The 19,679-nt window shown below is 70.5% G+C and carries 17 protein-coding genes and 1 tRNA gene; 7 read left to right on the top strand and 11 right to left on the bottom strand.

The genetic code is table 11. From position 1 onward, the window contains the following. Window positions 1-47: 47 nt before the first annotated feature. Both ACZ6EJ_RS11055 and ACZ6EJ_RS11060 read right to left on the bottom strand, forming a co-directional pair. Complete coding sequence (locus ACZ6EJ_RS11055) at window positions 48-1,352, bottom strand: hypothetical protein (protein WP_469266245.1); 1,305 nt, start codon at window positions 1,350-1,352, stop codon at window positions 48-50. A gap of 248 nt (window positions 1,353-1,600) precedes the next feature. Continuing rightward, a complete protein-coding gene (locus ACZ6EJ_RS11060) occupies window positions 1,601-1,735 on the bottom strand; it encodes a DLW-39 family protein (protein ID WP_003958712.1) in 135 nt (44 codons plus the stop codon). Between the two features lie 290 nt (window positions 1,736-2,025). Here ACZ6EJ_RS11060 and ACZ6EJ_RS11065 point away from each other — a divergent pair, with 290 nt between their 5' ends. Next, a complete protein-coding gene (locus ACZ6EJ_RS11065) occupies window positions 2,026-2,391 on the top strand; it encodes a DUF6344 domain-containing protein (protein WP_469266247.1) in 366 nt (121 codons plus the stop codon). A gap of 282 nt (window positions 2,392-2,673) precedes the next feature. Here ACZ6EJ_RS11065 and ACZ6EJ_RS11070 read toward each other — a convergent pair. The 9 genes from ACZ6EJ_RS11070 to dnaA all read right to left on the bottom strand — a co-directional run bounded on the left by ACZ6EJ_RS11070 (window position 2,674) and on the right by dnaA (window position 15,500). Next, window positions 2,674-2,747 (bottom strand) — tRNA-Ile (locus tag ACZ6EJ_RS11070). Between the two features lie 71 nt (window positions 2,748-2,818). After that, window positions 2,819-3,400, bottom strand: coding sequence for a DUF3566 domain-containing protein (locus tag ACZ6EJ_RS11075; protein WP_469266249.1), 582 nt, complete (start codon window positions 3,398-3,400; stop codon window positions 2,819-2,821). A 93-nt stretch (window positions 3,401-3,493) separates the two neighbouring features. Then, a complete protein-coding gene (gene gyrA / locus ACZ6EJ_RS11080) occupies window positions 3,494-6,133 on the bottom strand; it encodes a DNA gyrase subunit A (RefSeq protein WP_469266251.1) in 2,640 nt (879 codons plus the stop codon). 47 nt (window positions 6,134-6,180) lie between these two features. Next, on the bottom strand, window positions 6,181-8,250 hold the full coding sequence (gene gyrB, locus ACZ6EJ_RS11085; RefSeq protein ID WP_469266253.1) for a DNA topoisomerase (ATP-hydrolyzing) subunit B: 2,070 nt from the start codon (window positions 8,248-8,250) through the stop codon (window positions 6,181-6,183). A 424-nt stretch (window positions 8,251-8,674) separates the two neighbouring features. Continuing rightward, a complete protein-coding gene (locus ACZ6EJ_RS11090) occupies window positions 8,675-9,307 on the bottom strand; it encodes a DciA family protein (protein WP_469266254.1) in 633 nt (210 codons plus the stop codon). Continuing rightward, a complete protein-coding gene (recF, locus tag ACZ6EJ_RS11095; protein WP_469266256.1) occupies window positions 9,304-10,434 on the bottom strand; it encodes a DNA replication/repair protein RecF in 1,131 nt (376 codons plus the stop codon). Before recF ends, ACZ6EJ_RS11090 begins: the two co-directional genes overlap by 4 nt. Before the next feature lie 57 nt (window positions 10,435-10,491). Then, window positions 10,492-11,370, bottom strand: coding sequence for a phosphogluconate dehydrogenase (NAD(+)-dependent, decarboxylating) (gnd, locus tag ACZ6EJ_RS11100; RefSeq protein WP_469266258.1), 879 nt, complete (start codon window positions 11,368-11,370; stop codon window positions 10,492-10,494). A 151-nt stretch (window positions 11,371-11,521) separates the two neighbouring features. After that, the gene (gene dnaN, locus ACZ6EJ_RS11105) at window positions 11,522-12,652 is read right to left on the bottom strand and encodes a DNA polymerase III subunit beta (RefSeq protein WP_469266260.1); all 1,131 of its coding nucleotides are present in this window, start codon (window positions 12,650-12,652) and stop codon (window positions 11,522-11,524) included. Window positions 12,653-13,646: 994 nt separating this feature from the next. Continuing rightward, entirely contained in the window at window positions 13,647-15,500 is a 1,854-nt protein-coding gene (gene dnaA / locus ACZ6EJ_RS11110; protein WP_469266262.1) for a chromosomal replication initiator protein DnaA, read from the bottom strand. A 381-nt stretch (window positions 15,501-15,881) separates the two neighbouring features. On the opposite strand from dnaA, the gene rpmH reads away from it, so the two are divergent. The 6 genes from rpmH (at window position 15,882) to rsmG (ending at window position 19,393) form a co-directional block, all read left to right on the top strand. Then, window positions 15,882-16,019 (top strand): 50S ribosomal protein L34, encoded by a 138-nt coding sequence (gene rpmH, locus ACZ6EJ_RS11115; protein WP_003967884.1) that lies wholly within the window; start codon window positions 15,882-15,884, stop codon window positions 16,017-16,019. Between the two features lie 19 nt (window positions 16,020-16,038). Then, window positions 16,039-16,410 (top strand): ribonuclease P protein component, encoded by a 372-nt coding sequence (rnpA, locus tag ACZ6EJ_RS11120; protein WP_469266265.1) that lies wholly within the window; start codon window positions 16,039-16,041, stop codon window positions 16,408-16,410. Then, window positions 16,407-16,769 (top strand): membrane protein insertion efficiency factor YidD, encoded by a 363-nt coding sequence (gene yidD, locus ACZ6EJ_RS11125; RefSeq protein WP_469266267.1) that lies wholly within the window; start codon window positions 16,407-16,409, stop codon window positions 16,767-16,769. The genes rnpA and yidD overlap by 4 nt, the downstream gene beginning before the upstream one ends. Window positions 16,770-16,772: 3 nt before the next feature. Then, window positions 16,773-18,041, top strand: coding sequence for a membrane protein insertase YidC (gene yidC, locus ACZ6EJ_RS11130; protein ID WP_469266269.1), 1,269 nt, complete (start codon window positions 16,773-16,775; stop codon window positions 18,039-18,041). A 14-nt stretch (window positions 18,042-18,055) separates the two neighbouring features. After that, entirely contained in the window at window positions 18,056-18,568 is a 513-nt protein-coding gene (locus tag ACZ6EJ_RS11135) for a Jag family protein (RefSeq protein WP_469266271.1), read from the top strand. A 108-nt stretch (window positions 18,569-18,676) separates the two neighbouring features. Continuing rightward, window positions 18,677-19,393: a 16S rRNA (guanine(527)-N(7))-methyltransferase RsmG gene (rsmG, locus tag ACZ6EJ_RS11140; RefSeq protein WP_469266273.1), complete on the top strand. Its 717-nt coding sequence runs from the start codon at window positions 18,677-18,679 to the stop codon at window positions 19,391-19,393. Window positions 19,394-19,679: the final 286 nt, after the last annotated feature.

Here is a 19,679-nt window from a genome sequence, read left to right on the forward strand (position 1 = left end):
ACCGCACGGGAACGCCGCCGTCCCCGCGCGCCACCGCGCCCGCTCCGCTACCGGCCCCCCGCCGCCGCGGAGGCCCGGCGGCGGGCCACCAGGGTCCACACGCCGAGCCCGAGCACCAGCACGGAGCCGCCGCCGATCCCGGCCGCGGCGACCAGGCGCATGGTGCCGCTCTTCGCCGCCTGCCGGGCGTTCTGCCCCTTCCTGGCCACGGCCCTGTCCTGGTCGGTGACGGCGAAGACCCCGGCGTCGGAGGCGGTGCCGGCGTACGGCGACGCCTCGGCCCCGTTCACCACCCGGACCGCCAGTTCCACCGGGATCGGCGCACCGCCGTAGACGTCCTCCACCTCGGGGCTGAGGGAGACCGAGAGGAAGTACCAGCCCGCGAAGCGCATCCCGCCGACGTGCTCCGAGGAGTCGAACCGGTTGCGGTAGGCCACCGGCGGCAGCGGTCGCAGGGTGGCGGAGGCGGGCGCCCCGGCGTACGCGAGGGAGACGTCGGCGACATGGCCCTGGGCCGGGTTGTCGAGCGACAGCGTGAGCGCGCTGCCCACGAACTCCTTCGCCGCGCCCGTGCTGTTGGCGAGCCGGACCGTGGCGTGGAGCCGCTGGCCCCAGTCCACCGGCACCCGGTAGAAACGGGTCTGCCCCGGAGCGACGGCGTCCTGCCACTGGCCGGTCTCCAGGCCGGTGGCCTCGGAGTAACCCCGCCCGCCGGCACGCTTCTTCGGCGTTCCCGGCGGCGGATCGGCGGGTTCGGAGGGCCAGTTGGACGGACCCTCGGTCGGCTGGGCCGCTCCGCTCCTGAGCCGGGGTTCCCGGAGGAAGCGCAACTCCAGGTCCCAGGCCGCCGGATCGGACGTCTTCTCGCTCTCCCGCTCGACGAGGACGTCGTACAGTCCGCTGCTCTGGCAGCGGGTGGTGGACGCGTCGGGCGTCCGGTGGGCGTACGCGGCGACGGGCCGCGCGTACCCGCCCGCGCCGAAGACCGCGCGCCCCGAACCGCAGCGCGCGTCGTCGAGGTCCCGCAGGCTGACGGTGATGCCGTCGCCGTAGGAGACGGCGCCGCTGTCGCCGGGCACCGCGACCGCCGCGACGTAGGCGGGGGAGACGTCGTCCAGGGCGACCCGGTAGTAGAGCTTCTCGCCCGGCTTGATCGTGCTGCGGTACGTGACGCCCTCGTCCAGTACGGAGGCCTCGGCGTTGGCCGCCGCACCCTGCACCGGTCGGGCTTCGGGATCGAACGCGTACGTTCCGGGGGCGGCCGCCTGCGCCTGCCCCGGCAGCACCGCCGCCGCGCACACCGCCGCGAGTGCCGCCGACGCCACCCGGCCCCTGCCGCGCCGCCTCTTCACGTGGTTCCCCCCGTCGTCCTCACCCGCCGGCCGCCCCGCCCTTGTGCACCGCGCCGCACCGCTGGAGGAAAGGGAGCCCCAAGCCGCGACGCCCGTCCATCCTGCCCCGCCCGCACCGCCGCTGTCCCCGGACCCGGCCCGCTCGCCCCGCTCACACCACGCGCTTCGCAGTGAGGAACACCCGGCGGCCCGGACAGCACGAAGCCCCGGCCGCTCAGCGACCGGGGCCCGTAACAGACTCTGCCGTCTCACACACCCGAACCTGCGGGCACGGAGTCGGTAGCCTCCGTCCACAGATCCTGCTCGGCGCGATCCGCCTGGATCTGGCGGTACACGAGGAGCCCGCCGATGGCGGCCAGTGCGACCAGGAGAAGCTTCTTCACCGCGCGACCTCGTCTTTCCTTGGCGTAGGGGCCTTCTGCCGCCGACTATACACACCGGCCGATATCGATCGGTGACCTGCCCGGAGGCGGGAAACAGCCCGGTCGCGGCGCCCGGAGGGGCCCCGCGCACCCCGTCGCGACCGGCCGCGCAGCCCTGTCCAGCCCAGTTGCACCATACGAGTGGTGTTGATCTGAAGATCGGCGCAGCGCGGGCGTCGCTCCCCGGAATCGCGGCCCGGATCTCCATCATCGGAGAAGTCAGCAACCGGACCGTCCGAAAGCGAGGGGCCATGAGCACCTTCCAGCCCAAGAACCTGTGGACCGCCTTCATCACCGCCTTCTTCGCCCTCCTGGCGTCACTCGGCCTCGCCACCGCCACGGCCACCGCCGCGAACGCCGCCACGCAGCCGAGCGCCACGACCCAGGAGCACACGGAGGCCACCGCGGCAACCGCCGCGACCCCCTCGGTGCGCTGGACCCTTCCGCGTGACCGGGCCCTGCCTCCCACGATGAAGCAGCGCATCCGCGCCGAGGCCCACGGCTCCTCCCCGGTCGCCCGCCACCTGACGCTCGACCCGGCGGACACCGCCACCGCCGACGCGTCCCGCCCCCGCCACTCGGCCCCGGCCGGCGACTCCCCGGTGCCGCCCCCCTGATCCCTCCGCCACCGCACTCCGGGGCCCCCGTCCGGTTCACACCGGCCGGGGGCCTTCTCGTGTGCCCGGCCCCCGCCGTACGCGCCCGACGCCCCGCCCAGCCCCCGCACCACCCGCCGGCGCCCGGCCCGCCCCGGCGACGCGGCCCGCCGCCCGCCCGCGGCTCTGCCCCGCCCGCCACCCCGGTCTGCCCCGCCCGCCCTGCGCGGCTGCCTCCGGCGGCCCGGAGGGGCGCACAACGCGAAGACCCCCAGCCACGGATGGCTGGGGGTCTTCATGCTGTGGGGCTAACAGGATTTGAACCTGTGGCCTCATCCTTATCAGGGATGCGCTCTAACCAACTGAGCTATAGCCCCGCCGCGCTCTCGCGCTGACTTCTGAAGATTAGCGCACGTCGGGGCCAGTCCCAAAATCGATGCTCGGCGTGCTACTCGTCCTCGGCCAGCGTCAGCTCGACGCCGCCCACGAAGCCCGCCGACAGGTTGTAGATGAAGGCGCCCAGGGTCGCCAGCGCGGTGGCCAGCACCACGTCGATCACCGCGATGATCGAGGTGAAGACGAGCACCCTCGGCAGCGACAGGAACGACTGCAGGTCGAAGCCGTTGCTCTCGTTCGAGCCGGTGGCCTCGCTGATCGTGCCGCCCACGGTGGAGAAGACGCCCATCGCGTCCATCACCATCCACAGGACCGCCGCCGCCACCACCGTGCAGATGCCCAGGGCGATCGACAGCAGGAAGCTGACCTTCATCACCGACCACGGGTCGGCCTTGGCCACCCGCAGACGGGCCTTGCGCACGCGCGGCGTGGTCCGCGCGCCCGTCCGCGGCTTGCGCATCGCCTGGGCGCCGCCGACGCCCTGCGCGTCGCCCAGTGTGCCGCCGTCAGGCGCTTGATACGCCTGCGGCGGGTGGTACGGGCCGGCCGGGCCGGACGCGGGCTCGCGCTCGCCGGGCAGCGGCCCGGTCGCGTAACCCTCGTACTTGGCCTGAGACCCTCGTGTCTCCGTCACAGTGCCCCCCTGGGAGTCCGCGGCGGGGCCACGGGCACCGCTCGCTCCTGCTCCGGAAGCGGCCGAACCGGCGCCCGTGGCTCCACTCACGCTTTACTCCTCGTGCTCCCCGGTCGAGGGCTCCATGCCCTCGACAGTGCCCTCGACCACGCTCTCGGCATGGACCTCGGCCGTACCGCCCTCGACGTCGTCGGCCGCATCGACCTCTTCCGCCTCGCGACCGGCCTCGGCGTTGCGCGCGATGCCGACGACGGCATCGCGCTTGCCCAGGTTGATCAGTTGAACGCCCATGGTGTCACGGCCCGTCTCCCTGACTTCATTGACTCGCGTACGAATCACACCACCGCCGAGGGTGATGGCCAGGATCTCGTCCGTCTCCTCGACCACCAGCGCACCGACGAGCGATCCGCGGTCCTCCACGATCTTGGCGGCCTTGATGCCGAGGCCGCCGCGGCCCTGGACGCGGTACTCGTCGACGGGGGTCCGCTTCGCGTAGCCGCCGTCGGTGGCAGTGAACACGAACGTACCGGGCCGGACCACATTCATCGAGAGGAGTTCGTCGCCTTCTCGGAAACTCATGCCCTTGACGCCCGAGGTCGCACGCCCCATCGGGCGCAGCGCGTCGTCCGTCGCGGTGAACCTGATCGACTGGGCCTTCTTGCTGATGAGCAGCAGGTCGTCCTCGGCCGACACCAGCTCGGCGCCGATCAGCTCGTCGTCGCCGCCGTCCGCGGTCTCGCGCAGGTTGATCGCGATGACGCCGCCGGAGCGCGGGGAGTCGTAGTCCTTGAGCGCGGTCTTCTTCACCAGACCGCCCTTCGTCGCCAGGATCAGGTACGGCACGGCCTCGTAGTCGCGGATCGCCAGGATCTGGGCGATCTTCTCGTCCGGCTGAAACGCCAGCAGGTTGGCGACGTGCTGGCCCCGCGCGTCGCGGCCGGCGTCGGGCAGCTCGTACGCCTTGGCGCGGTAGACCCGGCCCTTGTTCGTGAAGAACAGCAGCCAGTGGTGCGTCGTCGAGACGAAGAAGTGGTCGACGATGTCGTCTTCCTTGAGCTTCGTCCCGCGCACGCCCTTGCCGCCGCGCTTCTGCGAGCGGTAGTCGTCCGTCTTGGTCCGCTTCACGTAACCGCTGCGGGAGATCGTGACGACGATGTCCTCCTCGGCGATCAGGTCCTCGATGGACATGTCACCGTCGAAGGGCACGAGCTGGGAGCGCCGGTCGTCGCCGAACTTGTCGACGATGGCGGCCAGCTCCTCGCTGACGATCGAGCGCTGCTTGGCGGGCGAGGCCAGGATCTCGTTGTACTCGTTGATCTTCGCCTGGAGCTCGTCGTGCTCGGCGGTGATCTTCTGGTGCTCCAGCGCGGCCAGTCGGCGGAGCTGCATCTCCAGGATGGCGTTGGCCTGGAGCTCGTCGATCTCCAGCAGGCCCATCAGGCCCTCGCGCGCGATGTCCACGGTGTTGCTGCGCCGGATGAGGGCGATGACCTCGTCGATGGCGTTCAGGGCCTTGAGGAGGCCGCGCAGGATGTGCGCCCGCTCCTCCGCCTTGCGCAGCCGGAACTTCGTCCGCCGGACGATGACCTCGATCTGGTGCGTCACCCAGTGGCGGATGAACGCGTCGATCGACAGGGTGCGCGGCACCCCGTCGACGAGCGCCAGCATGTTGGCGCCGAAGTTCGTCTGGAGGTCGGTGTGCTTGTACAGGTTGTTCAGGACGACCTTGGCGACCGCGTCCCGCTTGAGCACGACGACCAGGCGCTGGCCGGTGCGCGAGGAGGTCTCGTCCCGGACGTCCGCGATCCCGCCGACCCTGCCGTCCTTGACCAGGTCGGCGATCTTCTGCGCGAGGTTGTCGGGGTTGGTCTGGTACGGCAGCTCCGTGACGACCAGGCACTGGCGGCCCTGGATCTCCTCGACCGCGACGACCGCGCGCATCGTGATGGAGCCGCGGCCGGTGCGGTACGCCTCCTCGATGCCCTTGCGGCCCACGACGAGCGCGCCGGTCGGGAAGTCGGGGCCCTTGATGCGCTCGATCAGCGCGTCCAGCAGCTCCTCGTGCGAGGCCTCGGGGTGCTCCAGGTACCACTGGGCGCCGGCGGCGACCTCGCGCAGGTTGTGCGGGGGGATGTTGGTCGCCATGCCGACCGCGATCCCGGCGGAGCCGTTGACCAGCAGGTTGGGGAAGCGCGCCGGCAGGACCGTCGGCTCCTGGTTGCGGCCGTCGTAGTTGTCCTGGAAGTCGACGGTCTCCTCGTCGATGTCCCGGACCATCTCCATGGACAGCGGCATCATCTTGCACTCGGTGTACCGCATGGCCGCGGCCGGGTCGTTGCCCGGAGAGCCGAAGTTGCCGTTGGAGTCCACCAGCGGCATCCGCATCGACCAGGGCTGCGCGAGGCGCACCAGGGCGTCGTAGATGGAGGAGTCGCCGTGCGGGTGGTAGGTGCCCATGACGTCGCCGACGACGCGGGCGCACTTGTAGAAGCCCTTCTCGGGGCGGTACCCGCCGTCGTACATCGCGTACAGCACCCGGCGGTGGACGGGCTTGAGGCCGTCCCGTACGTCGGGCAGCGCGCGCGAGACGATGACGGACATCGCGTAGTCGAGGTAGGAGCGCTGCATCTCCGTCTCGAGCCCGACGGGCTCGACGCGCATCCCCACGCCGGGGACGGTCTCCTCCTCGGGCGTCAGGGGTTCGGGAGTCACGGGGGTGTTCTCGTCGGCCATTGCTGGTCAAAGTCCTTTCGAGCTGCGGCGTCGCTGGTACGGCCGACTCAGATGTCGAGGAAGCGGACGTCCTTGGCGTTGCGCTGGATGAACGAGCGCCGCGCCTCGACGTCCTCGCCCATGAGCACCGAGAACAGGTCGTCGGCCTGCGCCGCGTCGTCCAGCGTGACCTGGCCCAGGACGCGGTGGTCGACGTCCATGGTCGTGACGCGCAGCTCCTCGGCGTTCATCTCGCCGAGGCCCTTGAAGCGCTGGATCGAGTCCTCCCTGATCCGCTTCCCGTTCTGCTTGCCGAGTTCCACGAGGGCGTCGCGCTCGCGGTCCGAGTACGCGTACTCGAAGTCGTCCCGGCCCCACTTGATCTTGTAGAGCGGCGGGCGCGAGAGGTAGACGTGGCCCGCCTCCACCAGCGGCCGCATGAAGCGGAAGAGGAACGTCAGCAGCAGGGTGTTGATGTGCTGGCCGTCGACGTCGGCGTCCGCCATCAGAATGATCTTGTGGTAGCGGAGCTTCTCGATGTCGAAGTCCTCGTGGACCCCGGTGCCGAAGGCCGAGATCAGCGCCTGGACCTCGGTGTTCTGGAGGATCTTGTCGATCCGGGCCTTCTCGACGTTCAGGATCTTGCCGCGGATGGGCAGGATCGCCTGGTACATCGGGTTGCGGCCGGACTTCGCCGAGCCGCCGGCGGAGTCTCCCTCGACGATGAAGATCTCGCACTTGGTGGGGTCGTTCGACTGGCAGTCGCTGAGCTTGCCGGGGAGCGAGGCGCTCTCCAGGAGGCCCTTGCGCCGGGTCAGGTCGCGCGCCTTGCGGGCCGCCACGCGGGCGGTCGAGGCGGCGATGCCCTTGCGGATGATGTCGGCGGCCTCGTTGGGGTTGCGGTCGAACCAGTCCGTCAACTGCTCGTGGACGACCTTCTGCACGAAGGTCTTGGCCTCCGTGTTGCCCAGCTTGGTCTTCGTCTGGCCCTCGAACTGCGGCTCGCCCAGCTTCACCGAGATGATCGCCGTCAGGCCCTCGCGGACGTCCTCGCCGGTGAGGTTGTCGTCCTTCTCGCGCAGCAGCTTCTTCTCGCGCGCGTAGCGGTTCACCAGGGAGGTCAGCGCCGCGCGGAAGCCCTCCTCGTGCGTGCCGCCCTCGTGCGTGTGGATCGCGTTGGCGAAGGAGTAGACGCCTTCGGTGTACTGCGTGTTCCACTGCATGGCGATCTCGGCCGAGAGGAGGCGGTCCTTGTCCTCGGCCTCGATGTCGATCACCGACTGGTGGATGACGTCGCCCTTGCGCGAGTTCAGGTACTTCACGAAATCGACGATGCCGTTTTCGTAGTGGTACGTGACCGAGCGGACGGTCTCCTCCTCGGCGGGCTCGGCCGCCTCGACGCTGTCCGCGCCCGCCGTCGCCTTCGCCGACTCCCGCTCGTCGGTGAGGGTGAGAGTGAGGCCCTTGTTGAGGAACGCCATCTCCTGGAAGCGGCGCGAGAGGGTCTCGAAGCTGTACTCGGTCGTCTCGAAGATGTCCCCGTCGGCCCAGAAGGTGACGGACGTGCCGGTCTCCTCGGTGGCCTCGTGCCGGGCCAGCGGGGCGGTCGGGACGCCGAGCTTGTAGTCCTGGGTCCAGCGGTAGCCGTCCGTCTTGACCTCGACGGAGACCCGCGTGGACAGGGCGTTGACGACGGAGACGCCGACGCCGTGCAGGCCGCCGGAGACGGCGTAGCCGCCGCCGCCGAACTTGCCGCCCGCGTGCAGGACGGTCAGCACGACCTCGACGGCCGGCTTCCCTTCGGACGGCACGATGCCGACCGGGATGCCGCGGCCGTTGTCGATCACGCGCACCCCGCCGTCGGCGAGGATCGTGACGTCGATGGTGTCCGCGTGGCCGGCCATCGCCTCGTCGACCGAGTTGTCGACGACCTCCTGCACGAGGTGGTGCAGGCCGCGCTCACCGGTCGAGCCGATGTACATGCCAGGCCGCTTGCGGACCGCGTCCAGCCCTTCCAGCACGGTGATCGCGCTGGCGTCGTACGAGGCGGAGACCTCGCCCGACCCACCGGCTGTGGACGGAATGTTCTCGTTGGGGTTGCCGGAATCGGCCACGAAGCGCCCTTTCTGGCACAGCACATGCCGTTCTCCGGCCAGGCGGGAGCGGCTGCGTCGTTCGGCTTGTATCGACGACTCCCGCCTCAGTAGCGGGATTGCCCCCCAGTCTACCGGTAGCGCCGACATGGATGGGGGTTTGCGGGTACCTGAGTACGCATGTGCCGCCCTGAATGAGCGGCTGACGACTCCCCATATTCAGGGAGGGCCCCCAAGAGGCCCTGACCGGCATAGCGCGCTTCGGCCTGTCAACCTCCCGCTACGGTGAGGGACGCCTCGTGCGCGACACACGGACCACCCTGGTGCGAAGCGGGGCAATAAGGACGGCTTACTCGCCCCGTACACGTCAAGTTTCGGCCGGAAGGGCAGCTCAGCGGCGTCGAGCACCAAGACGGTCCCGCGCAACGGGCGGCAGCGGACCGCAGCCCGGAGCCCGCCCCCGGAGCCGTCAGCCGTAGGTGTCGCCCGGACCGGTGCTGCCCGGCGCCCGCAGCGGACCGAACCGGCGCTCCGGGCCCCCCGGCCCGACCACCTTGATCATCCGTACGGTGCCCTGCCCCAGGTCCGCGTTGAGCCGGGCCACGAGCTGCGGGGCCAGCAGCCGCAACTGCGTCGCCCACGCCGTCGAGTCGCAGCTCACCGTCAGCACGCGGGCGTCCGGGTCCTCGTCGTACCGCAGCGGGACGCAGTGCTTGGCGAGGTCGTCGCCGACGATCTGCGGCCACCGCCCCATCACCCCGCCCACCGCCGCGGGGGTCTCCCAGCCGCGCTCGGTGATCAGCCGGTTGATCGCGGACCCCAGCGGCAGCGGGTCCCGGCCGTCGGAGCGCGCGCCCGAACGCAGCCCGCCGCCCCGCCGCGCCTGCCTCTTCTGCTGCGCCGCCGCGCCCCGCGCCCTGGCCTGCTCCTTCGCCGCCCGCAGCGCGACCCGCGCGAGGTCCACCCCGGCCGGCTCGGGCGGCTTCGGAGCGCCCCCGGCGGCCGGGTCGGGCCCGCCGCCCGCGCGGGCGGCCGACCCCGGAACGCCCCCGTCCGCGCGGGAGCCCCGCCGGCCCGCCGGGCCGTCGCCGCGCCCGGTCATACCCGCTCCACCACGCCCGCGGACACCGCGTACCGCGCGCCCGCCAGCACACCCGGCACGTCCTCCGGCACCGCGGCCGTCACCAGCACCTGCTCGCCCGGCGCCACCAGCTCCGCCAGCCGCTCCCGGCGGCGGGCGTCCAGCTCGGCGAAGACGTCGTCCAGGACCAGCACCGGCTCGTTGCCCTCGGCGCGCAGCAGCTCGTACGAGGCCAGCCGCAGGGCCAGGGCGTACGACCAGGACTCGCCGTGGCTCGCGTACCCCTTCGCCGGCATGTCCCGCAGGCCGAGCAGCAGGTCGTCGCGGTGCGGGCCGACGAGCGTCACCCCGCGCTCGACCTCCTGCTTCCGTACGCCCGCGAGCGCGGCGATGAGCTGTCCGTACAGCTCCTCCCGGCTCCGCGCGGGGCCCACGTCCTCCCCCAGCGAGCTGCGGTACTCCAGGGTCACCGGGCCGCCGCCCGGCGCGACGTCCCCGTACGCCTTGTCGGTCAGCGGCTGGAGCGCGGCGATCAGGTCCAGGCGCTGCGCCAGCAGCTCGGCGCCCACCCGGCCCAGGTGCTGGTCCCAGACGTCGAGGGTGGACAGGTCCATCGAGCGGCCGCCGTGCCGCCGGGCCATGGCCGCGGACTTGAGGAGCGTATTGCGCTGCTTGAGCACCCGCTCGTAGTCGGAGCGGACCGCGGCCATCCGGGGCGAGCGCGCGGTGACCAGCTCGTCCAGGAACCGCCGCCGCTCGCCGGGGTCGCCCTTGACCAGGGCCAGGTCCTCGGGCGCGAACAGCACCGTACGGACTATTCCCAGCACGTCACGCGGTCTGACCTGCGAGGACCGGTTGATCCGGGCCCGGTTGGCCCGGCCGGGGTTGAGCTCCAGCTCGATCAGCTGCGAGCGCTCGCCCTGGGTGACCGCCGCGCGGATGACCGCCCGCTCCGCGCCCACGCGCACCAGCGGGGCGTCGGAGGAGACCCGGTGGCTGCCGAGGGTGGCGAGATAGCCGACGGCCTCGACGATGTTGGTCTTGCCCTGCCCGTTGGCGCCCACGAACGCCGTGACGCCCGGATCGAGGGGGACCTCGATCCGGGCGTACGAGCGGAAGTCGGCCAGCGAGAGATGGGTGACGTGCATGGGCGCCGACCTCCCCGGCTGCTGTTCCACTCGGTGGTGCTGCGGTGCTGGGCTTGCTTACTTCTTGTTCTCGACCGCGTGCCCGCCGAACTGGTTGCGCAGCGCGGCGATCATCTTCATCTGCGGCGAGTCGTCCTGGCGCGAGGCGAACCGCGCGAACAGGGACGCCGTGATCGCGGGCAGCGGCACCGCGTTGTCGATCGCGGCCTCCACCGTCCAGCGCCCCTCGCCGGAGTCGGCGGCGTACCCCCGGAGCTTGTCGAGGTGCTCGTCGTCGTCGAGCGCGTTGACCGCGAGGTCGAGCAGCCAGGACCGGATGACCGTGCCCTCCTGCCAGGAGCGGAAGACCTCGCGGACGTCGGTGACGGAGTCGACCTTCTCCAGCAGCTCCCAGCCCTCGGCGTACGCCTGCATCATGGCGTACTCGATGCCGTTGTGGACCATCTTCGCGAAGTGGCCGGCGCCGACCTTGCCGGCGTGGACCGAGCCGAAGTCGCCCTCGGGCTTCAGCGCGTCGAAGATCGGCTGGACCTTGGCGACGTTCTCCTCGGTGCCGCCGTACATCAGCGCGTAGCCGTTCTCCAGGCCCCAGACGCCGCCGGAGACGCCGCAGTCGACGAAGCCGATGTCCTTGAGGCCCAGTTCGAGCGCGTGCTTCTCGTCGTCGGTCCAGCGCGAGTTCCCCCCGTCGACGACGACGTCGCCGGGCGAGAGCAGCTCGGCCAGCTCGTCGATCGTGGACTGGGTGGCGGCGCCGGCCGGGACCATGACCCACACGACCCGCGGGCCCTTCAGCTTGCCCACAAGCTCTTCGAGGCTGTGGACATCGGCGACATCCGGATTGCGGTCGTAACCGATGACGGTGTGGCCTGCACGGCGGATGCGCTCGCGCATGTTGCCGCCCATCTTGCCGAGGCCGACGAGACCGAGCTCCATCAGAGATTCCTTAAGCGTCGTGGCGATAGCGTCGGGGCAGGTGCGCCCACGTCCGAGCCTACGCCCGGACGGGCACAGCGCGGCGGGCCCGCTCCGCGCCGAGCGGGCCCGCCGGGGGACTGCCGGGGGAACGCCCCCCGATCGGCCGACGTCAGCCGGAGAGCCGCACCGGCATGATCAGGTACTTGTACGCGGCGTCCGCCTCGGCGTCGACGGCCGGCCGGCCGCTGAGCAGGGCGGGCTTGGTCGACGTGGTGAACGAGAGCTGGGCGACCGGGGAGTCGATCGCGCTCAGGCCGTCCAGCAGGAACGTCGGGTTGAAGGCGATCGAGATGTCGTCGCCCTCCAGCACCGCGTCGACGCGCTCCACAGCCTGTGCGTCGTCGCTGGAGCCGGCCTCCAGGATGAGGACGCCCTGCTCGAAGGTGAGCCGCACCGGGGTGTTGCGCTCGGCGACCAGGGCCACGCGCTTGACGGCCTCCACGAAGGGGGCCGTCTCGATGACCGCGACCGAGTTGAACTCGGTGGGGAAGAGCGTGCGGTACTTCGGCAGGTCGCCCTCGAGCAGCCGGGTGGTCGTGCGGCGCCCGGCGCCCTCGAAACCGATCAGGCCCTCTCCTGCGCCGGAGCCCGACAGCGCCAGGGTGACCGTGTCTCCGCTGGTGAGCGCCTTGGCGGTGTCCAGGAGCGTCTTGGCGGGGACCAGGGCCACCGCGGAGGCCTCCGGGTCCTCCGGCTTCCACAGGAACTCGCGGACCGCGAAGCGGTAGCGGTCGGTGGAGGCGAGGGTGACGGTCTCGCCCTCGATCTCGATCCGCACGCCGGTGAGCACGGGGAGCGTGTCGTCGCGGCCCGCGGCGATGGCGACCTGGGCGGCCGCCGAGGCGAAGACCTCGCCGGGGACGGTGCCCGTGGCGGTCGGCATCTGCGGAAGCGCGGGGTACTCCTCCACCGGGAGGGTGTGGAGGGTGAAGCGCGAGGAGCCGCAGACCACCGTGGCCCGCACGCCGTCGGTGGAGATCTCCACCGGGCGGTTGGGGAGGGCGCGGCAGATGTCGGCGAGGAGCCGGCCGGAGACGAGCACCGTGCCGTCCTCGTCGACCTCGGCGTCCACGGAGACCCTGGCGGAGACCTCGTAGTCGAAGCTGGAGAAGCTGAGGGCCCCGTCCTCGGCCTTCAGCAGAAGGCCCGCGAGAACGGGCGCCGGCGGACGGGCCGGGAGGCTGCGGGCCACCCAGGCCACCGCCTCCGCGAGTACATCGCGCTCCACCCGGATCTTCACCGGAACCGCCTCCTGCTGTCGCTCGCTCGCCCTGCTGGCCTTCGTCGTCTGGACCGGACCTCCTCGCCGAAGGGCTGGGGAGGATCCGGGGTCCAGTCTGACCTACGGCACCGACAGTCGTTGCTGCTCGGGGTCAAGTCGGGCCGAGAGCCGTCCGGCGGTCGGGAGGCGAGTTGTGCACAGGCCCCACTTCGAAGCGGATTCCTGGCTAACTCTGAGTGGTAGTAGTAGTAGGCCTTGTGGATACCGTGGATAACGTCGTTTGCGCAGGTCAGCGCTGGTTTTTTGTCCACCGGTCCTGTGGGTGGCGCCCGTGGACAACCGGGGCTTTCTGTGGACGGGCGAAAGTTCTGCACACCCGATGCACAGGAGGGGGCCACTTCTCCCCAGGCCTGTCCCCAGCTTTACCCACGTTCCCCACAGCCCAACCCGGCGACCTCGTGTGACGCCTTTCACTCCGGGCGGTGAGAGCGGGTGTCGCGTTGCCGAACAGTGGACAGGGGTGTGGAGAAGCTGGGGACAACCGGGCCCGGCCTGTGGGCCGCCGGTGGACAACGACGCCGGCCCCCTGTGGACGAATATTCTGTCCACAGGCTGTGGATCACGGTTGGCCACAAATCCCCAGGGGTGTGACCTGGCCTGATGGAGTATCGGCAGCGGGCCCTGTGGACGCAACAGGAACAACTTCCCAGTCCCCAGGCTGTGGACGGAAGATTCCCGGCACATCTGTGGAGAACGGCCTCTGAGCGGCTCGTATTCGAACAGCGCCGGAGCGGCGGAGGGCGCGGAGGCCGCTGCCGCAGGCCCTCCGCCGGCACTCCCGGAGTCTCCCCAGCGCCTCGCCGGACCAATCCCCGCCTCCTGGGAGGCTCCCCGCGCCGCTCCGGGCGCTCCCTCGGGGCGGCCGCGGCGGCGGAACGGCGAAGGGCGCCCGGCGCGGACCGGTGGGAGGTCCGTGCCGGGCGCCCTTCGAGCGCGTCGTGAGAGGCGGGCGTCAGCCGTTCTTGATGCGGTTGGTGAGTTCGGTGACCTGGTTGTAGATGGAGCGGCGCTCCGCCATCAGCGCCCGGATCTTGCGGTCCGCGTGCATCACCGTCGTGTGGTCGCGGCCGCCGAACTGCGCGCCGATCTTCGGCAGGGAGAGATCGGTCAGCTCCCGGCAGAGGTACATGGCGATCTGGCGCGCCGTCACCAGCACCCGGCTGCGGGACGATCCGCAGAGGTCGTCCACGGTGAGGCCGAAGTAGTCCGCCGTCGCCGCCATGATGGCCGGCGCGGTGATCTCCGGAGCCGACTCCTCGCCGCCGGGGATCAGGTCCTTGAGGACGATCTCGGTCAGCCCGAGGTCCACCGGCTGCCGGTTGAGCGAGGCGAAGGCCGTCACCCGGATCAGGGCGCCCTCCAGCTCGCGGATGTTGCGCGAGATCCGCGAGGCGATGAACTCCAGGACCTCCGGCGGGGCGTTGAGCTGCTCCTGGACCGCCTTCTTGCGGAGGATCGCGATCCGGGTCTCCAGCTCCGGGGGCTGGACGTCGGTGGTCAGGCCCCACTCGAAGCGGTTGCGCAGCCGGTCCTCCAGCGTGACCAACTGCTTGGGCGGCCGGTCGGAGGAGAGCACGATCTGCTTGTTGGCGTTGTGCAGCGTGTTGAAGGTGTGGAAGAACTCCTCCTGCGTCGACTCCTTGCTCGCCAGGAACTGGATGTCGTCGACCAGCAGGATGTCCACGTCGCGGTAGCGCTTGCGGAAGGTGTCGCCCTTGCCGTCGCGGATCGAGTTGATGAACTCGTTGGTGAACTCCTCGGAGCTCACGTACCGCACGCGGGTGCCCGGATAGAGGCTGCGGGCGTAGTGCCCGATGGCGTGCAGCAGGTGGGTCTTGCCGAGCCCCGACTCCCCGTAGATGAAGAGCGGGTTGTACGCCTTCGCGGGGGCCTCGGCGACGGCGACGGCCGCGGCGTGCGCGAACCGGTTGGACGCGCCGATGACGAAGGTGTCGAAGAGGTACTTCGGGTTCAGCCGGGCGTGCGGTTCGCCGGGGCCGGGCGCGGGGGCCGGCTGCGCGCCCATCGGGCCGGGGACCGAACCGCCGGCCCGCCCGTGGCCGGGCCCGCCCTGGCGGTGCTGCGCCTGGTCCTGCCGGTCGGGGCGCTGCTGGTCGTACCCCTGGTGCTCGGGCGGCTGCGAGCGGTAGTCGTGCTGCGGCTGCTGGGGGCGGCCGGTGCCGTACGGCTCGCGCCACTGCTCGGAGGGCTGCTCCCGGTACCCCTCGTTCTCGCGGTACGGCTCCGCCTCGCGGTACTCCGCGGGCTGCTCGCGGTCCTGGTACCCGCCGTGCCGCGGCTGCTGCCAGGACAGGTCGTCCTGGGTGCGCGGCCAGGCGCCGGGCTCCGGGCGCTGCTGGTAGTCCGGGTAGGCCGGCCGGGCGGTCGGCATCCCGTCGTCCGAGGGGCGGTGGCCGTAGCCGTCGTACCCGTCGTTGTGCGGGGCGTCCTCGCGCGGCTGCCCGGAGTAGCGGCGCCCCTGCTGGCCCTGGCCCTGGTGGGACGGTCGCATCGGGGGCGCGGGCGGTTCGCCGGCGGAGTCGTCGACGGTGATCGCGATCCGGATGGGGCGGCCGCACTCGCGGGTCAGCGTCTCGCTGATGAGCGGGGCGAGCCGGCCCTCCAGGACGCGCTTGCCCCATTCGTTGGGGACGGCCAGCAGTGCGGTGTCGGCGACGAGTGCCAGGGGCTGGCAGCGCTCGATCCACTGCTTGTCCTTCGGCTCGATGCCCTGCTGACCCTCCCCGAGGAGTTGTTCCAGCACTCGCGGCCACACTGCGGCAAGATCGGCAGGTACGTCAGCCACAAGGCACGCTCTCTCGCATGTCCCACGAATGTGTGGTTCTCGGGACGGGATGGGTCGGGTCGGGTGAGGCCCGGCAGGGGGGAAGGAAAGGAACCGGAGTTCAGCCACGGTAGTCAGGCCGACCCGCGCGGTTCAAGTCGTTGTCCACAGGCTGTGCACAATGGAGGCCCGGACGGAGCCGGTTTGACCGGATGGCGTAGCCGCGCGTACCGTGACCAGGTCGAGTTGTCGATGGCTGCTGCCGCCTGCCTCCGATGGGCAAAGATCACGATCTGTGATTGTGAAGCGGTGCACTAAGGCGTTTACGCGAGTTCCTCGTGGGCGCACGGTGACAGCCAGGCGATGTCCCGCCAACACACGAATCATTTCTGGAGCCCCCGAGTGAGCAAGCGCACCTTCCAGCCGAACAACCGTCGTCGCGCCAAGACCCACGGCTTCCGACTGCGTATGCGTACCCGTGCCGGCCGTGCGATTCTCGCGAACCGCCGTGGCAAGGGCCGCAGCAGCTTGTCCGCCTGATCGTCTACAGGTCCATGACGTGCTGCCTACCGAGAATCGGCTGAGGCGGCGCGAGGACTTCGCGACCGCGGTACGACGAGGACGTCGAGCCGGACGTCCACTGCTCGTCGTCCATCTACGCAGCGGCGAAACGCACCCGCACGCGACGGGGGAGACTGCTCCCCCACCGCGTGCGGGTTTCGTTGTCAGCAAGGCCGTGGGCGGTGCGGTCGTCCGGACGGCGGTCAAGCGCAGGCTTCGCCACCTCGTCCGCGACCGGCTGGCCGAGCTGCCCCCCGGTAGCCTTGTCGTCGTACGGGCGCTGCCCGGTTCGGGCGACGCCGACCATGCACATCTGGCCCGAGACCTGGACGCCGCTTTGCAGCGGCTGCTGGGAGGGGGCGCGCGATGAAGTACCCGCTGCTTGCTCTCATCAAGCTGTACCAGTGGACGATCAGTCCACTCCTCGGGCCTGTCTGCCGTTACTACCCGTCGTGCTCCCACTACGGATACACGTCGATCGACAGGCACGGCGCCGTCAAGGGAACCGCGCTGACCGCCTGGCGCATCCTGCGGTGCAATCCGTGGACGCCCGGCGGGGTGGATCACGTTCCGCCGCGCAGGCGCCCGCGGTGGCACGAGCTGCTGCGCAGTGCCCTGCGCGGCGACAAGGGCGGGGATTCCGCCGCTGACGTGCCGTCCGGGGGATCGTCGGTCTCCGAGCCCCCGAGCCCGGCCTCAGAGACCTCGCCCAATGCTCAAGGAGCTTGATTAGTGGACGCGATTGCCAGTCTGTTCAGCTTCATCACCTGGCCCGTTTCCTGGGTCATCGTCCAGTTCCACAAGTTGTACGGGGCGATCTTCGGCGACGACTCCGGGTGGGCCTGGGGCTTGTCGATCATGTCGCTGGTGGTGCTGATCCGGATCTGCCTGATCCCGCTCTTCGTGAAGCAGATCAAGTCGACCCGCAACATGCAGGTGCTCCAGCCGAAGATGAAGGCGATCCAGGAGCGCTACAAGAACGACAAGCAGCGTCAGTCCGAAGAGATGATGAAGCTGTACAAGGAGACGGGCACCAACCCGCTCTCCTCGTGCCTTCCCATCCTGGCGCAGTCCCCGTTCTTCTTCGCCCTGTACCACGTGCTGTCGTCCATCGCCTCGAACAAGAAGATCGGCGAGATCGACCAGGGCCTGCTGGACAGCGCCCGTGAGGCGCACATCTTCGGGGCTCCGCTGGCCGCGAAGTTCATGGACAGCGCCGACAAGGTCTCCTCGCTCAACGCCGACCTGCTGGACGTCCGCATCGTCACCGCCATCATGATCATCCTGATGTCGGCCTCGCAGTTCTTCACCCAGCGCCAGTTGATGACGAAGAACGTCGACCTGACGGTGAAGACCCCGTACATGCAGCAGCAGAAGATGCTGATGTACATCTTCCCGATCATCTTCGCCGTGATGGGCATCAACTTCCCCGTCGGCGTCCTCGTCTACTGGCTGACCACGAACGTCTGGACCATGGGTCAGCAGATGTACGTGATCAACCAGAACCCGACGCCGGGCAGCAAGGCGCAGGACGCCTACCTCCAGCGGCTTCTCAAGAGCGTGACGTCCCACGGCCAGGTCCGCGGCCGGACGCGGCGCAACACCGTCAAGCGGATCGTCGCCAAGGGGCCCGACCGCAACGACATCGAGCGCAAGTTCATCACCGGTCTGGCCAAGCTGGGCTTCGCCGCCCAGGAGGACGGCACCGTGCTGAAGAGCGAGACGGCGGCGGCCGAGGCCGAGGTCAGCGCGGCGCAGCGGCGCCAGCAGCCCAAGCGCCAGACCAAGGCGAAGCGCCAGACGGCCGCCACCGCGGTCGGCGGAGCCAAGGAAGCGGAACCGGCGGACGCCGGCTCGAAGCCCTCGCTCCGCAAGCAGGACGCGTCGCAGGACGACGACAAGCCGAAGTCGGCGGGCAAGAGCGCCTCCGGCTCCTCACGCCAAGCCAAGTCCGGACAGCGCAAGGGCCCGCAGCGGCCCAAGCACCCGTCCAAGAAGTAAGAAGGAGTCCATCCGTGACGGAAGGCACCACCTCCACGGCCGCCGCTGAGGGCAGCGACACCCTGACCCGGTTGGAGCAGGAGGGCGAGATCGCGGCCGACTACCTCGAGGGCCTGCTCGACATCGCCGACCTCGACGGCGACATCGACATGGACGTCGAGGCGGACCGGGCCGCGGTGTCGATCATCAGCGACGCGGCGCGCGATCTCCAGAAGCTCGTGGGGCGCGACGGTGAGGTCCTGGAGGCGCTCCAGGAGCTGACGCGGCTGGCCGTTCTCCGGGAGACCGGTGACCGCAGCCGTCTGATGCTGGACATCGGGGGCTTCCGGGCCAAGAAGCGCGAGGTCCTGGCCGAGCTGGGCGCCAAGGCCGCCGACGAGGTCAGAAGCACAGGCGAGCCGGTGAGGCTGGACCCGATGACGCCGTTCGAGCGCAAGGTCGTGCACGACGCGATCGCGGCGGCCGGTCTCCGCAGCGAGTCGGAGGGCGAGGAGCCGCAGCGCTTCGTCGTCGTTCTCCCGGCCTGACCGACCCTTGTACTGTCGGCCCCGTCTGTTCGCAGGCGGGGCCGATCTTTGTCAGCCTGATAGTCAGCCACCCACAGTGCGCTAGTGCGGTATGGAAGGACGGTCCCCGTGACGGAGGCAGCAGAGCTACCCCAGGCCCCTGCAGAGGCGCAGGAGGTCTTCGGAAAGCTCTTCCCGGAGGCTGTCCGGTACGCGGAGCTTCTTGCGGACGCCGGAGTCAAGCGCGGTCTGATCGGCCCGCGCGAAGTGCCCCGGCTGTGGGAGCGGCACCTGCTGAACTGCGCGGTGCTCTCCGAGGTGGTGCCCGAGGGCGTCACCGTCTGTGATGTGGGTTCGGGCGCGGGTCTGCCCGGCATCCCGCTGGCACTGGTACGTCCCGACCTCAAGATCACGTTGCTGGAGCCGCTGCTGCGGCGGACGAACTTCCTCCAGGAGGTCGTGGACCTCCTCGGCCTGGACCATGTGACGGTCGTACGCGGCCGGGCCGAGGAGGTCCTCGGGACGCTGCAACCGGTCCAGGTCGTCACCGCGCGCGCCGTCGCGCCGCTGGACCGGCTGGCGGGCTGGGGCGTCCCCCTGCTGAAGCCGTACGGGGAGATGCTGGCGCTCAAGGGCGACACCGCCGAGGAGGAGCTGAACGGCGCCAGGGCCGCGCTGAGCAAGCTCGGCGTGCTGGAGACCGAGGTGTTGCACGTCGGTGCGGGCGTGGTCGATCCGCTGTCCACGGTGGTGCGTGTGGTGGTGGGGGAGAGTCCCGGCGGTGTGAGGTTCGCCGCAAAGAGGGCCAAGGCCGCGAGGACCGGGCGCACGCGCCGACGCCGCTGACGCCCGTTTCCAGGGGTCGGCGGCGATCGTCCGGCCTCTGGAAGCGGTGCCCGATAAGCGGCGAATGCCGGTCTTTGCGGCTCTTGGTAGCGCTATGCCGGTAACGCGGCCATACGTACGCTCTGCGGAGTGTCGTGGCCTGGTAGTTGCCCCCCAGAGGCATCGTGTTTCACGTGAAACGTCGCTCTCTGCTGCAGGGAATCATCGGCCGCGGGGGGGGGGGGGGGGAGCGCAGGGGGGGGGGAAAAACAGAAAGGAGAGAAGGTGGTGCCCCCACCCCCCGCCC

This window comes from Streptomyces sp. NPDC041970, from assembly GCF_055588985.1.